At 65.4% G+C, this 14,407-nt stretch carries 14 protein-coding genes; 8 read left to right on the top strand and 6 right to left on the bottom strand.

Going from position 1 to position 14,407, the window contains the following annotated elements:
* The first annotated feature begins 156 nt into the window (after positions 1-156).
* The 7 genes from BGP00_RS02895 to BGP00_RS02865 are packed head-to-tail and all read left to right on the top strand — an operon-like array spanning position 157 to position 6,363.
* The gene (locus BGP00_RS02895; protein ID WP_292921858.1) at positions 157-465 is read left to right on the top strand and encodes an REDY-like protein HapK; all 309 of its coding nucleotides are present in this window, start codon (positions 157-159) and stop codon (positions 463-465) included.
* Positions 462-1,289 carry an SDR family oxidoreductase gene (locus BGP00_RS02890; RefSeq protein ID WP_292921857.1) on the top strand — a complete coding sequence of 276 codons (828 nt, stop codon included), beginning with the start codon at positions 462-464 and terminating at the stop codon, positions 1,287-1,289. Before BGP00_RS02895 ends, BGP00_RS02890 begins: the two co-directional genes overlap by 4 nt.
* On the top strand, positions 1,289-2,650 hold the full coding sequence (locus tag BGP00_RS02885; protein ID WP_292921856.1) for an MmgE/PrpD family protein: 1,362 nt from the start codon (positions 1,289-1,291) through the stop codon (positions 2,648-2,650). Before BGP00_RS02890 ends, BGP00_RS02885 begins: the two co-directional genes overlap by 1 nt.
* Positions 2,647-3,528, top strand: coding sequence for a VOC family protein (locus tag BGP00_RS02880; RefSeq protein WP_292921855.1), 882 nt, complete (start codon positions 2,647-2,649; stop codon positions 3,526-3,528). Before BGP00_RS02885 ends, BGP00_RS02880 begins: the two co-directional genes overlap by 4 nt.
* The gene (locus BGP00_RS02875) at positions 3,525-4,376 is read left to right on the top strand and encodes an alpha/beta hydrolase (protein WP_292921854.1); all 852 of its coding nucleotides are present in this window, start codon (positions 3,525-3,527) and stop codon (positions 4,374-4,376) included. Before BGP00_RS02880 ends, BGP00_RS02875 begins: the two co-directional genes overlap by 4 nt.
* Before the next feature lie 35 nt (positions 4,377-4,411).
* Entirely contained in the window at positions 4,412-5,134 is a 723-nt protein-coding gene (locus BGP00_RS02870) for a DUF3108 domain-containing protein (protein ID WP_168601514.1), read from the top strand.
* The gene (locus BGP00_RS02865; protein ID WP_292921853.1) at positions 5,134-6,363 is read left to right on the top strand and encodes an MFS transporter; all 1,230 of its coding nucleotides are present in this window, start codon (positions 5,134-5,136) and stop codon (positions 6,361-6,363) included. The genes BGP00_RS02870 and BGP00_RS02865 overlap by 1 nt, the downstream gene beginning before the upstream one ends.
* An 18-nt stretch (positions 6,364-6,381) precedes the next feature.
* On the opposite strand, the gene BGP00_RS02860 is transcribed toward BGP00_RS02865, so the two are convergent.
* The 4 genes from BGP00_RS02860 to BGP00_RS02845 are packed head-to-tail and all read right to left on the bottom strand — an operon-like array spanning position 6,382 to position 9,891.
* Entirely contained in the window at positions 6,382-7,401 is a 1,020-nt protein-coding gene (locus tag BGP00_RS02860; RefSeq protein WP_292921852.1) for an NAD(P)-dependent alcohol dehydrogenase, read from the bottom strand.
* 6 nt (positions 7,402-7,407) lie between these two features.
* On the bottom strand, positions 7,408-8,328 hold the full coding sequence (locus tag BGP00_RS02855) for a polysaccharide deacetylase family protein (RefSeq protein ID WP_292921851.1): 921 nt from the start codon (positions 8,326-8,328) through the stop codon (positions 7,408-7,410).
* Positions 8,325-9,209: a polysaccharide deacetylase family protein gene (locus BGP00_RS02850; RefSeq protein ID WP_292921850.1), complete on the bottom strand. Its 885-nt coding sequence runs from the start codon at positions 9,207-9,209 to the stop codon at positions 8,325-8,327. Before BGP00_RS02850 ends, BGP00_RS02855 begins: the two co-directional genes overlap by 4 nt.
* The gene (locus tag BGP00_RS02845; protein ID WP_292921849.1) at positions 9,202-9,891 is read right to left on the bottom strand and encodes an isochorismatase family protein; all 690 of its coding nucleotides are present in this window, start codon (positions 9,889-9,891) and stop codon (positions 9,202-9,204) included. The genes BGP00_RS02850 and BGP00_RS02845 overlap by 8 nt, the downstream gene beginning before the upstream one ends.
* Positions 9,892-10,276: 385 nt before the next feature.
* On the opposite strand from BGP00_RS02845, the gene BGP00_RS02840 reads away from it, so the two are divergent.
* Complete coding sequence (locus BGP00_RS02840) at positions 10,277-11,731, top strand: NAD-dependent succinate-semialdehyde dehydrogenase (RefSeq protein ID WP_210428367.1); 1,455 nt, start codon at positions 10,277-10,279, stop codon at positions 11,729-11,731.
* Positions 11,732-11,770: 39 nt separating this feature from the next.
* On the opposite strand, the gene BGP00_RS02835 is transcribed toward BGP00_RS02840, so the two are convergent.
* Both BGP00_RS02835 and BGP00_RS02830 read right to left on the bottom strand, forming a co-directional pair.
* A complete protein-coding gene (locus tag BGP00_RS02835) occupies positions 11,771-13,114 on the bottom strand; it encodes an LLM class flavin-dependent oxidoreductase (RefSeq protein WP_292921493.1) in 1,344 nt (447 codons plus the stop codon).
* The gene (locus BGP00_RS02830; protein ID WP_292921495.1) at positions 13,111-14,403 is read right to left on the bottom strand and encodes an MFS transporter; all 1,293 of its coding nucleotides are present in this window, start codon (positions 14,401-14,403) and stop codon (positions 13,111-13,113) included. The genes BGP00_RS02835 and BGP00_RS02830 overlap by 4 nt, the downstream gene beginning before the upstream one ends.
* Positions 14,404-14,407 lie beyond the last annotated feature (4 nt).

The following is a 14,407-nucleotide window of genomic DNA, read 5'->3' as shown; positions in this document are numbered from 1 at the left end:
GATTGCCTGTCGCGGGGTGCAAACTAGCCCGGCGCGACGCTTCATCCGAAAACCACCCCGGACCTGACCGACAGGCGGTCAGACCGCCCCGCGCCCCTGCATCGGGCGCCCATTCCGGCCCAATTTCTCCACCACACCCAGATGCGGAGAAGTGAGATGCGGATTTTCGCCCTGTTCAACCTGAAGCCCGGCGTGGACGAGGCGGCCTATACCGAATGGGCCAGGACGGTTGACCTGCCTACGGCCAATGGGCTGCCCTCGATTGACTCGTTCCGCCTGTTCAAGACCACCGGCCTGCTGGGCAGCGACGCGAAGCTGTCCTACAGCCATATCGAAGTGCTCGACATTGCCGACATGGAACAGTTCGGCCGCGATGTGGCCACCGAGGCGATGCAGGCCGTGGCCGCTGCGTTTCAGGGCATGGTGGACGTGACCTTCATCACCACGGAAGAGATCGTCGCATGAGCAGGCGTTTTGCGGGCAAGGTGGCGGTGGTCACCGGTTCGGGCCGCCGGGGCGGTCTGGGCGAGGCGATTGCGCGGCGGTTGAGCGAGGAGGGGGCGATCCTCGTCATCTCCGACATCGGCACCAGCCGCGATGCGGCCACGCCCGAAGGTATGATCGGCGGCACCGACGAGATGAAGGCCATTGCCGCCGACCTGCCTTCGCCCGCCAGCACCTGCGTCTGCGATGTGCGCGATCCCGACAGCGTTCGCGCGCTGGCCGACCATGCCGTGGTCACGCATGGCGGGCTGGATATCTGGGTCAACAATGCGGGCATCGGCTATATCATGAAGCCGCTGGCTGAAGTCTCGCCGCAGGACTGGCGCGCGGTGATCGACGTCAACCTGACCGGCGCATGGTTTGGCCTGCAGGCCGCCGCCGAGGTCATGGTGCGCCAAGGGCGCGGCGGACGCATCATCAACATCGCCAGCCAGGCTGCCAAATCGGGCTTCCCCCATGCGCAGGCCTATACCGCCTCCAAGCATGGGCTGGTGGGCCTGACCCGTTCGGCCGCCATCGAACTGGGCGAGCATGGAATTACCGTCAACAATGTCTGCCCCAACCATGTGACCACCGGGCTTGGCGCTTGGCAGAACGAGCATTTTGCCGAATTGCAGGGCATCAGCGTCGAGGAATACCTGAAGCGCATGGCCGCGCGCATTCCGCTGGGCCGCCCCGGTCTGCCGGGCGATACGGCGGGCGCGGTGGCTTTCCTGTGCAGCGATGACGGCGCCTATATCACCGGCGAGAGCATGAACGTCTCGGGCGGCGAGGAGCCGCATTGATGGCCCAAAATTCCGCCGAAACCCTTGTCGATCATGCGCTGAACCTGCGCTGGGCCAATGTGCCGGATGCCGCGCGCGAAAGGGCGCTGGCTTTCCTGTATGACACGCTGGCGGTGGGCGTGGCGGGGGTGGGCGCGGCTCATGCCGATGCGGTGCTGACCATGGCGCAGGGCTGGGGCGCGGGGCGCGTGGCGGGCTTGCTGGGGCGGCCCGGCCTGCGCCTGCCTGCGGCTTCGGCGGCCTTTGTGAATGCCTATCAGATCCACGGGCAGGAATTCGACTGCGTCCATGAATCCGCCGTGCTGCATCCGATGGCCACGCTGCTGGCCGCGCTGCTGGCCGAGGCGGCGCGGGGCAAACCGGTCAGCGGCGAGCAATTCCTGACCGCGATGGTGGCCGGTGTCGATGTTTCGGTCACGCTGGGTCTTGCCGCGCCCGGCGCGCTCAAATTCTTTCGTCCGGCAACGGCGGGGATCTTTGGCTGCGTGGCCGGGATCGCCGCCCTGCGGGGTATGGGGCGCGAGATGGCGCTCGATGCTTTTGGCCATGCCCTCGCGCTCGTCTCGGGCACGATGCAGGCGCATTTGGAGGGCAAGCCTGCTCTGCCGGTGCAGGTGGCCGCCGCCGCGCGCAATGCGCTGGTGGCAGTCGATCTGGCGCGGGGCGGGATGCCGGGTGTGCGCGATCCCTTGACCGGGCCTTTTGGCTATTTCCCGCTGCTCGAAGTGCGCGAGGAACTGGATGCGGCCATCGCCCTGCTGGCGCAGGGCCATCGCATTGCCGAAGTGAGCTGGAAGCCTTTCCCCACCGGCCGCGCGGGCCATGGCGGGATCGTGGCGGTCCAGCGCCTGATGGCGCGCGGGCTGATCGCGGACAATCTGACGGCGCTGGAATATCGCGCGCCGCCGCTGATCCATCGCCTTGTAGGTCGCCCGGCCAAGCCGGGGATGGAGGTGGCCTATGCGCGCCTGTGCCTGCCCTATCTGGCGGCCGGCGTGCTGGTGCGCGGGGGCATCGGGCTGGGCGATTTCACGCGTGAGGCGCTGGATGATCCGGCGGTGCTGGCCATGGCGCGGCGGATTGCCGTGGTGGCCGATGACAATCCCGATGCGGCGGCCTTTGTGCCCGCCCGCGCCATTGCGATCCTGAGCAATGGCACGCAGATGATCGAGGATGTCGCGGCCCAGCTCGGCTCGCCCGCATGGCCTTTATCGGCCCTTGAACAACAGGCCAAGGCGCAGGCCTGCCTCGATTTTGCCGGTCTTGGCGCGATGGCTGCGCCGCTGGCCGATGCCATTGCCGGGTTCGCGGCCGCGCCCGATGCGCTGGCGGCAATCCGCGCCACGGGAGTGATGGGATGACCTTGCTGAAATGCGCTACGCATGTTGTGGCCGATCTGGATGACGCGGTGGCGCGCTATGGCGCATGGATGGATTATGCCGTGGTGGAAAGCGGCGTGGTCGATGACGGGCTGGCCGCGCTGTGGATGGCGCCTGACGGTGCGGGGCGGCGCTATGCGCTGATGCAGCCTGCCTCGGGCGCGCAGACTTTCCTGCGCGTTGTCGAAGGCGATGTGGTGGAGGATTATGTCCCCATCCGTTCCTATGGCTGGGCCGCGATTGAGCTTTGCGTTACCGATGTCGAAGCGGTCAATGCGCGGATGATGGCCTCTCCTTTCGAGATCATCGGCCCGCCCCGGCCTCTGGACGGCTTCGCCATCGTCAAACCGATGCAGGTGAAGGGCGCGGACAAGGAAGTGGTCTATCTGACCCAGATCCTTGCGCCCGGCGCCGAACATGGCCTGCCCGCGCCGCAATCGCTGGTGGACCGGCCCTTTATTATGGTGCTGGCCTGCCCCGATTTGCGCGCGGCGATGGATTGGGCGCGCGATGTGCTGGGGCTGGAGGTGATCGATCCGGTGGCGATCCGTTATTCGATGATCGCCAAGAGTTTCGATCTGCCAGAGGGCCAAAAGACCGAGATTTCGACCGGACGCTGGGGCGATCACGTCTTTCTGGAATTCGACCAATATCCGCAAGGCGCATGTCCGCGCCCTCGTATCGAGGGCCAATTGCCGCCCGGCGTTGCCATCACCACGATGGAGCATCCCGATTTCGCGCGCCTTGCGCCCCACTGGGCCGTGCCGCCCGCCATGCGCGAGGGCGCACTCTATCAGGGCCGCCGCACCGGCATGTTGCTGACGCCCGAAGGCGCGCTGCTTGAGGTGATCGAGGCGTGATCATTCGCCGCGCCTTTGCCGATCTGGCACATGGCCAGATGCATTATCGCCATGCGGGCGAGGGGGCCTTTGCGGGCGGGGTTGACGCTTTGCTGGTGCTCCATCCCTCGCCTGTGTCCTCGCGGCAAATGGTGCGGATGGTCGAAGGGCTGGCCCCGCTGGGCCGCGTGATCGCGCCCGATACGGCCGGTTGCGGCGACAGCGATCCCCTGCCGCAGGAGGTGCCCGCCATCACCGACTATGCCGCCGCCCTGCGTGATCTGATGGATGCGCTCGGGCTCGGGCGCGTGCTGGTTTACGGGATGCATACCGGGGCGGCGATTGCGGCGGAGCTGGCCATTCTGGCTCCCGATCGCGTGGCGGGCGTGGTGATCGACGGCCTGTCCGATTTCCATGGGGAGGGGCTGGAGGAAGTCCTCACCCATTACGCGCCGCCTTTCCCGGCTGATCTCGACGGGGCCGGTCTTGCCCGCCTGTTTCAGTTTTGCCGCGACCAGTTCCTGTTCTTCCCATGGTATGCGCGCAGCGGGGGCGCCCGCCGCGATACCGGCCTGCCGCCGCCCGATGATCTCTACGGCTGGGTGGGCGAGGTGTTGAAGGCGCGCGGTTCCTATGCCCGCGCCTATCACGCCGCCTTTCGCTGGCGCGGGCGTGAAAGGCTGCCGCTGGTGGCCTGTCCGATGGCGATCACCTGCGGGGCCAATGACCCGCTCTATGCCGCAACCGATAGCGTGGCGCACGATGCGGGGATGGGCCTGCGCCCGCTGCCCCGGTTTGATGCGCCAGATTATGCCGCCGCGCGCCGCGATCTGATCCTTGCGCTGGTCCCGCCCGATTCCGGGGCCTGATTCCGGGCCAGCCTGACATTTACGGAGAAACCCTCATGCAGCAACATCGCACCATCACCGGCAAGATCCTCTACACCTCGCGCAAGCCGGGACGTGAGGGCGAGGAGCGGGGGCGCGAATTTTTCACCTGGACCCATCACAGCGACGGCAAGAAAACCCTGCGCGCGCGCTGCGAAATCGACGAACCGGCCCCCACCGTTCACCGCGACATTACCTATAGTATGGACGAAAATGACATGCCGATGGACTGTTTCGTCCGGCTGGTGATCGGCGACAAGTTCATGGGTTCGGGCTGGTTCCGCTTCACGCCCGATACGGTCGAATGCGAAAGCTATGGTCCCAGCATCGGCCGCCTCTCGCAGCGCATGCCGATCGAGGGAGAGTTCGACGGTTTCGGCACGCATCCCATTGTGGCCGATGCCTATATCACCCGCAAGATCGACCGCGCCACCACCGAGCCGCGCAATTTCCGCTGCTTCCTGCCTTCGCCCGACCATCGCGGGGCCACGCCCCCGGTGATCGCCGAAAGCGTGATGCGGCTGGGCTATCTGGGGCAGGAAACGATCACCGTTCCGGCCGGAACCTTTGATTGCCACAAGTATGAATTTACCGATCCGCATGGCGCGATGGTCTCTGGCGGCCAGCCCCATCCGCCCTATGAACTGTGGGTCACGGCCGATGAGGATGCGATCTTTGTTCAGGGCGGCGTGGGCGGCTATATGCAGACCTGGTACGAACTGGTCGAGCTGTCACGCTGATGGGCGCGCCGTTGGACAGCAGCCCGGTCGACAGCGCCAAGGGCTGGAGCGTCGTTCTGGCTGGGATGGTGGGCATTGCGCTGGGGCTCAGCCCGGTGCCTTTCTACACCATCGGCATGTTCGCGCCCGAACTGGCGCGGGCCTATGGCTGGAGCTTTACCCAGCTCATGACCTGTCTGACGGTGCAGACCACGGTGGTGGTGCTTTCGGGGCCGCTGTCGGGCTTTGCGCTCGACCGGTTCGGGGCGCGGGTGGTGGCGCTCTGGTCGGTGCCGCTGTTTGCGCTGTCCTTCATGAGCCTGGCGCTGAACAATGGTTCGCTGCCTTTGTTCTATGCGCAATGGGCGATCATGGGGCTGGTCGGGGCGGGCACGCTCAACGCCACATGGACGCGGCTGGCCAATGCGTGGTTTTTTCGGCATCGCGGGCTGGCCATCGGGCTGGTCAGCGCGGGGACGGGGATCACCGGCTTTGCGATCAAGCCCTTTGCGGCATGGCTGATCGGCCATTATGGCTGGCGGATGGGCTTTGCGGTGATCGGGGCGCTGCCGCTGGTGGTGGCGTGGCCTCTGGTCTTTGCGCTGTTCCGCGCGCCGCCGGGAGATGCCCTGCGCAGGCCGGACAGGGTTGGGGCCGAACCCACGGTATGGGCGGTGATGGGCACACGGCCGTTCTGGCTGATGGCGGCGGCGTTTCTGTTGCTGCCCTTTGCCTTGACCGCGCCGATCCCCAATCTGGAAAATATCCTCAAAACGCAGGGCTTTTCCCTGCCGCAGATCGGCGCGGTGGCCTCGGCCTTCGGGCTGGCGGTGGTGGCCGGGCGCGTGGGCGGAGGCTGGGTGCTCGACCGGGTCTGGGCGCCGGGGGCGGCGTTTGGCGTGCTGCTGCTGCCGATGGCGGGCAACTGGCTGCTGGCCGGGCAAGGGCTTTCGCCGGGCATGGCCACGCTGGCGATCATCGGCATGGGGCTGGGGTCGGGGTTTGAATTCGACCTGCTGGCCTATCTGGTTGCGCGCTATTTCGGGGCGCGGCACTATGGCGCGATCTATGGCTTTTTCTATGTGATGATCGCGATTGGCGCCGGGATCGGCCCTGTGGCCTATGGGCGGGTGTTTGACATGACCGGCGCCTATGGAGCGGCGCTGATGGGCGGGATCGGTTGCCTCGTGCTGGCGGCGGTGCTGCTGCTCGCGCTTGGCCCCTATCCGCAGGAGAAGGCGGGCGATTAGACCCGCCTTCGCGCTGTTCTACTGCGAAACGCGGATCAGGATCTTGCCGACATGGCCGCCTGATTTGAGGCGGGCATAGGCCGCCGGGGCCTCGTCAAAGGCAAAGGTGCTGTCGATCACGGGCTGGATGTTCTGCTGCTCGATGGTGCGGACCAGACGAGCCAGCATCGCGCGGCTGCCCTCGGCAATGCCCTTCAGGACAAGGTTCTTGTAGATCACCAGGCCGACATTGATCGCCGGGGCGCCTTCGCGCGGGGCCACGCTGATAAAGCTGATGCGCGCATTGGCGGCGGCGGCAAGGATCGATTTGGCATGGGTGTCATACCCGCCGGTTTCGACGATAATGTCCGCGCCCGCGCCGCCTGTGGCCTTCATCACTTCGGCTTCCCAATCGGGATTTGCGCGATAGTTGATGGTGATATCCGCGCCCAGCTTGCGCGCCAGTTCGAGCTTTTCATCGCTGGAACTGGTGATGATGACCCGCGCGCCATGCGCCTTGGCGATTTGCAGCGCCCAGATCGCCACGCCCCCGGTGCCCAGCGCCAGCACGGTATCGCTGGCCTTTATATGGCCCACCTCGACCACCGCATGCCACGCCGTCAGGGCCGAGGAGGCGAGCGGGGCGACCTGTTCGTCGGACAGGCTTTCGGGCACCTTGACCAGCGCGGCGGCCGGAACCCGGATATATTCGGCCAGCCAGCCATCATGGGTGATGCCGTAATCGGTGCCGAAATGCGAAAGCGCAAAGGCCCCGTCGATCCAGTTGACGAAATGGGCAAAGACCGCCCGGTCGCCCAAGGCCAGACCGGAAACGCCTTCGCCCAGCTCGACCACTTCGCCTACGCCTTCGGAGGCGGGGATGCGGTTTTCCGCCTTCTTCGCGCCATAGCGGCCTTCGAGCACCTGAATGTCGCGATTGTTGAGCGCAACAAGGCGGGTTTTGAGGAGCACCTCGCCAAAGCCCGGCTTGGGTATTTCGCGGGTCACGGGGTGCAGGCTGTCCAGCCCGGTCTGCGGGCCGATTTCATAGGCTTTCATGTCGAATTATCCCTGGTTTGCCGCAAAGGCATCGAAAATGTCGCCGCCGCGCGCGAACCATGTGTCGGGGCGGGCGGCCAGATCGACCAACAGCCCTTCGAACGCATCCATCCGATAGGGCAGGCCGATGATATAGGGCGTGAGATGGAGCGGCAGCATCCGCCCGCCGCCCTGCGCCTGCGCCTCGGCGCTCAGCCAGTCATGCGCGTCGAGCACCTGCTGCGCATAGGAATCGACCGACTGCTGCTGAACATTGATGATCTGGCGGTCGGACAATTCGTGGTTGAGGGGGATGTTGACGAGCCCGTTGTTGAAGGCAAAGGGCATTTCGTCATTCACCCAATCGACGCAGTAATCGACGCCTGCCTCCTTCAGCAGATCAAGCGTGGCGAAACTTTGCGAACGGGCGATGGAATGCCATCCGCGCGGGCGCTGGCCGGTGGCAGCTTCCAGCGTGGCAAGGCTCTGGGCGATCAGCGCGCGCTCCTGCTCCACCGGCAGGGTGGAGGCGATGGTGCCGTTCATGTCGGTGCTGTGGGCGATGATTTCGTGGCCCGCGTCCACAATATCCGCGATGATCTGGGGATAGCGCGTGGCGATCGCGGCATTGACCGCGACGCTGACTCGCGCGCCCACTTTCGCAAAGGCATCGAGCAGGCGATAAAAGCCAACTCGCGTGCCATATTCGCGCGAGGTATAGTGGCGATAGTCGGGATAGGCGGTCTGCATATGGCCCGGCGCGCGGAAGGGCGTGTCGGAGGGGGTAATCGGAAACCATTCAAGGCTGACCGTGAACCACACCGCCACCCGCCGCCCGCCCGGCCATGCCAGAGGCGCGCGCTTGGGCAGGGGCGCGTAAGGGTAAAGCGCGTGGTCATAGCCCAATCCGCGCTTGGCATATTCCAGATAGGTCGGGTCGAGGCTCATCGGGCGTCCTCCTGAACGGCGTACCACGCATCGGCAATATCGCCCGCCCGCGTGATCCACGCGCGGTCATCTGCTGCAATATGGCGCAACACTTCCTCAAACGGCCCGATGCGATGGGGCTGGCCAATCAGATAGGAATGGAGCGGGATGCACATCACGGTGCCGCTTTCCTCCGCCGCCAGTCGCTCATATTGCCGGATCAAGGTCTGGGCATATTCGCGCGGGCTCATATTGTAGATGAAGAAGCCGTAGTGGTCGTTGACCTCAAGGCTGTAGGGCATCGAGATCAGGCGGCCTTTTGATACTTTGACCGGAAAGGGCTGGTCATCGTGATAGAGGTCGCAGGTGTAATCCATGCCGTACTCGGCAATCAGATCCAGCGTGCGCGGCGTATGCGTCAGCGCGGGCGCCAGCCAGCCCCGGATCGTTTGCCCTGTGGCCTCACGCACGGTGCGGATCGAATCCTCGATGATCGCGCGCTCTTGGCGCTCGTCCATGCCATAGGAATAGCGCGTGTTGTAAATGCCGTGGGAAAAGAACTCCCAGCCGCGCGCATTGGCATCGGCCACCACATCGGGGTGATGCTGGCACAGCGCCACCGACAGGCTGACCGAGCCGGGAAAGCCATGCTTGCTCATCACATCGGCCATGCGCCAATGGCCCACGCGGTTGGCATGGTCGCGGTGGGCATAGCCCACGACATCGGGGTGCGGCTTGGCCCATGATTTGCGATGCGGATTGACTGGCGGGTCGATCTCGTAATATTCCAGATTGGGCGAGATCCACACCGCCACCTTCTTGCCGCCCGGCCAGGCGAAAGGCTTGCGGCCGCGATAGCGCTGAAACTCGTAGAGTTCGGGATCAGGGCTGCCTTCACGCATCGGGGCGGCCCTCCAGCCAGTCGATCACGCTCTGCACCGGCTCGACATCAGCATATTTGAGCTGAAGATCGGTCAGATTGGCGAAGTGATAGGACTCGTGCTTGTCCGCGCAGCATTCGATAGGAACGATGGTGCGATAACCGCGCGAGAGCGAATCCACCGCGCCCGCACGAACGCAGCCCGAGGTGGAGCCTCCGGTGATCACCACCGTATCGACCTTGTGCCACACCAGCAGGCTTTGCAGCGGCGTTTCAAAGAAAGGCGAGGGCATGCGTTTGGTATAGACCGTATCGCCCGGCGCAATCTCGCAGCGATCGTCAAAGGCGTGGCGGTCGCTGTCATACTTGATGTTTTGCAGGCTGTCGGGCGTGTTGGTCCGCGTGCCCCAGACGCCCGCATCGCTGGCATCCTCGGCATAGGCCACATGGGTCCAGATCACCGGCATGCCCTTTTGGCGGGCCAGCGCCGAGATCGTGTTTACATATTCGATCTGGCGCGGATCGGTTTCATAGGCGGTTTTGTAGCGGTCGATGCGGGTGTAGGCATTCTGGAAATCGACATTCACGATGGCCAGCTTTTCGCCAAAGCCGAATTTGGAGCGGGCCGGATTGGCCATCACCTCTTCGAAGATCTGGCGGGCGGTCTTGCCGTCGCTCACCATTTTCGTGCCGATTATGTCCATGGAGGGCCTCTTGCTGGAATTGGGATTGCGCCGCAGGCTGGCCCCTTGCGGGCGGTTTTGGCCACTGCTGCCCCGATTTTGTCCGCCCACCGGAAAAAGCGGCCAAGCCGCCTTGTCCGGCCGGGGATGGGCGGCGCACCTGTCGGCGGGCAAGTGCCGCAGGGAGAACGGGGCGTGACGAGAAAACGCAGGTTTATGGCCGGTCTGCTGGCGCTGGGTCTGGCTGCGGGGATGGCGCCCGCGCGGGCCGCCGCCACCTTTAGGCGCGCGGCGGCCCTGGCTTCGGCATGAAGGGAACAGGCACGAGCGCCGATCATTGGATCGAGGAATTCGACTGGTGGATGCAGCAGGTGCTGGCCGACAAGACTGAGAAGAGGACGAAATGATGGATCTGAGACTGGCCGAGCCTGCGCTGCTGCGCGATGCGGCTTTTGTGGGAGGCGTTTGGGCGCGGGGGGCGGCAAGTATTGCCGTGACCAATCCGGCCGATGGCGCGCTGATCGGCCATGTGCCCGATCTGGGCGAGGCCGAGACGCTGAGCGCGGTGGAAGCCGCTGTGCCCGCGCAGGCCGCATGGGCGCGCGTGACGGGCAAGGGGCGCGGGGCGGTGCTGCGCCGCTGGGGTGAACTGATGATGGAGCATCAGGAAGACCTGGCCCGCATCATGACCGCCGAACAGGGCAAGCCATTGGCCGAGGCACGCGGTGAGGTGGCCTATGCCGCCAGTTTCCTCGAATGGTTTGCCGACGAGGCGCGGCGCATCACCGGCGACGTGCTGACCCCGCATCAGGCCGACCGCCGCATCCTTGTCCGCAAGGAGCCGGTGGGCATCGTGGCCGCCGTGACGCCGTGGAATTTCCCGCTGGCGATGATCACGCGCAAGGCCGGCCCTGCACTGGCGGCGGGCTGTGCGATCATCATCAAGCCATCGGAACTGACGCCCCTTTCGGCGCTGGCGCTGGCCTATCTGGGTGAGCAGGCGGGGGTTCCGGCAGGTGTGCTCTCGGTCATCACCGGGCAGGCCGCGCCCATCGGCAATGTGCTGACCGGCGACAAAAGGATCGCCAAATTCACCTTCACCGGATCGACCGGCGTGGGCAAGAAGTTGGCCGCGCGCTGTATGGAAACGGTCAAGCGTGTGAGCCTCGAACTGGGCGGCAATGCGCCGTTTATCGTGTTTGATGATGCCGATCTGGACGCCGCGGTCGAGGGCGCGATTGCCAGCAAGTTTCGCAATGCGGGGCAGACCTGCGTCTGCGCCAATCGTCTCATCGTGCAATCGGGCATTTACGATGCCTTTGCCGAGGCGCTGGCCGCGCGCGTGGCGGGATTGAAGGTCGGGCCGGGGCTTGCCGGACCCTCGGATCAGGGGCCGCTGATCGACGCGCGCGCCGTGGACAAGGCCAAGGCCCATGTCGCTGATGCCGTGGCGCGCGGGGGGCAGGTGCTGACCGGGGGGGCGCCCTTGCCGGGCGAGGGCACCTTCTTTGCCCCCACCGTCATCACCGGGGTTCCGGCCGATGCCTTGCTCTGCCGCGAGGAAACTTTCGGTCCGGTGGCCGGACTGGTGCGGTTTGAAACCGAGGAAGAGGCGATCGCCATCGCCAATGACACCGATGCGGGTCTGGCCTCCTATCTCTTCACCCGCGATTACGAACGCGTGTGGCGCGTGCCCGAGGCGCTGCGCTATGGCATGGTGGGGGTCAACACCGGCCTGATTTCCACCGAGGTCGCGCCCTTTGGCGGGGTCAAGGAATCGGGCATGGGCCGCGAAGGATCGCATTACGGCATGGACGATTATCTGAATTTGAAGATGGTTTGTCTGGCCGTGGCGGGCTGACGGGTTGCTTCCCCGGCGCGCGCCGGGGCAGCCCTGTGTTCAGGCCCAGAGGTCGGGCTCATCCCCCATTCGCGCATGGGCGGGGCGGGGAATGCCCAGATTGTCGCGCAGGGTCGCGCCCTGATAGTCGGTGCGGAACAGGCCGCGCTTTTGCAGGATCGGCACCACCTGATCGACGAAATCCTCAAGGCCGCCCGGGAGGTAATTGGGCGAGAGCGAGAAGCCATCGGCGGCGCCCGCGCGGAACCATTCCTCCATCATGTCGGCCACCTGTTCGGGCGTGCCCGCCATCGAGAAACTGGCGCGGCTGACCGTTGCGCGCTTGGCCAATTGGCCCAGCGTCAGATCCTCGGCCCGCGCCATGCGGACCAGTTCCTGCTGCACCCATTGCCCGCCATTGGTCAGCGGAATGTCGGGCATTTTATCATCGGGGCCATAATCGGACAGTTCGAACCCGATCTGCATCTGCAGCGTGGCCCATGCCAAAGCATCGGGGATCAGGTTGAGCAATTCCTCCTGCGCCGCGCGCGCCTCGGCCTCGGTCGAGCGGACCAGCAATTGCACCGAGGGCAGCACCGCCATATGCGCAGGATTGCGGCCAAACGCCGCCGCGCGCGCCTTCATGTCATCGTAAAAGGCGACGGCCTTGTCCTTGCTGCTTTGCGCGGTGAACACCAGATCGGCGGTGCGGGCCGAGAGCGCGCGCCCCGGCCCCGATCCGCCTGCCTGCACGATGACGGGATGGCCCTGCGGCGGACGGCCGACATTGAGCGGCCCGGCCACGTTGAAGAACCGCCCCTTGTGGTTCAATTGCCACAATTTGGCCGGATCGAAATAGCGTCCCGCCGCCTTGTCGCGCAGAACCGCGTCGTCCTCCCAACTGTCCCACAGGGCCTTGACCACATCGACGAATTCCTCCGCGCGTTCATAGCGCAGATCGTGGTCCATCAGCCTGTCATGGCCGAAATTGCGCGCCTCGCTGTTGCCCGCGCTGGTCACCACGTTCCACCCTGCGCGGCCCTTGGTGATGTGGTCCAAGGACGCCATGCGGCGCGCCACGGCATAGGGTTCGTTATACGTGGTCGATACCGTGCCGATCAAGCCGATGTCGCTGGTCACCATGGCAAGGGCCGCCAGCAAGGTGGTCGGCTCCAGCTTGCCCGCATAATCGGTGGCGGCATAGGCGTCGCGCCCCTTGATACAGGGCAGGCCCTGCTGATCGCCGGAGAAATAGCAATGCAGCTTGCCCCGCTCGGCGGTTTTGGCAAGGCGGACGTAATGGTCGATGTCATGCTGATCCGCATCGGCGCCATAGCGCCATCCGCCCGGATGTGCGCCGCTGTTGTGAATAAAGGTGGCCAGCACCATCTGGCGGCTGTTCATGGGTTTTCGTCCTTTTGAGCAGAAGTGATCGCCGCGCGCCATGCGGCGGCAAAGCAAAGCGAGGAAAGCAGCAGAAAGGGCAGGCCCACGCGCATAAAGGCCAGGCCAAGGTCGCCAGAGCCGCCACCGGCCCCACCACCCGCCAGCGCCATGACCCAAGGTCCGCCCGCGCCCGCGATGACCGCGCTGCACAGGCCCAGCATGGCCATGCCAAAGCCGCGCATCGTGTTGGGCAGTATGTCCTGAAGCGTGGTATTCATCGCGACATTGATCATCGGCATGGCGATGCCGATCGTGCCCAGCATGGCCAGCGAGAGGCGGTAATCGGGCGCGAAACCTGCAAAAGCGGCGGGCAGGCCCAGCAAAGGCAGCGCGCAGAGCAGCGGAATGCGCCCCGCCCGGCCGCCCGACAGGCGCGAATCCGCCAGCAACCCGCTGATCAGATAGCCCGATACCCCCGTCACCAGCAGCATCAGCCCCAACGCCCCGCTGAAAGCCGTGATCGGCAGGCCATAATGGCGGGTGAGGAAAGGCGCGGTCCACATGGTGATGCCCAGCAGCGCGACATAGAACAGGCAGAAGCCCAGATAGAGCGGCACGACCAGCGCCCGCCTTGCCCACAGATCGCCCAGCTTGGCGGCCATATGCGCGCTGTCGGCCTCACGCGCGGCGGCGTGGCGCACCGGCTCACGCGCGGTCAGCAGCAGGAGCGAGACCACAGGCCCGCCCAGACCGCACAGGACAAAACACGTCCGCCATGCCTCCAGCGGGCCGAAATGGGGCAGAGTGATAGCGATGCCATGGCGCAGGATCATGCCGGGAATCACCGAGGACAGGCCCGAGCCGATGCTGGCCCCGATGAAATAGACCGCCATTGCCCGCCCGCGCCGCGCGGGCGCAAACAGATCCGCGATCAGCGAGAGGGCGGCAGGCGCAATCGCCGCCTCTCCCAATCCCACCACCATGCGCGCGGCAAAGAAGCCGGCGAAGCTGGGCGCAAGGCCACAGGCGATGGTCGCCACGCTCCAGAGCGCGATGGCGCCCGCCACCAGCCGCCGCCGGTCGCGGTGGTCAACCAGCCAGCCCAGCCCAAGCCCCAGCACCGCTGAAAGCAGGCTGTAGGCCATGCCCATCAACAGACCCATCTGGGCATCGCCAATGGCGAAACTCTTGCGGATCGGTTCGGCCAGCACGCCGACAATCGCGCGGTCGATGCCGTAGAGATTGGCGCCCAGAAACAAGAGCAGCATGGGCCAGATCACCTGTCGCGCCGGGGGATATTCGCGCATGGGT

Origin of the sequence: Novosphingobium sp. 63-713 (assembly GCF_001898925.1) — a bacterium.
GTDB lineage: Bacteria > Pseudomonadota > Alphaproteobacteria > Sphingomonadales > Sphingomonadaceae > Novosphingobium.
Note: the sequence above shows the minus strand (reverse complement) of the source record. Positions and strands in the feature narration are given on the sequence as shown.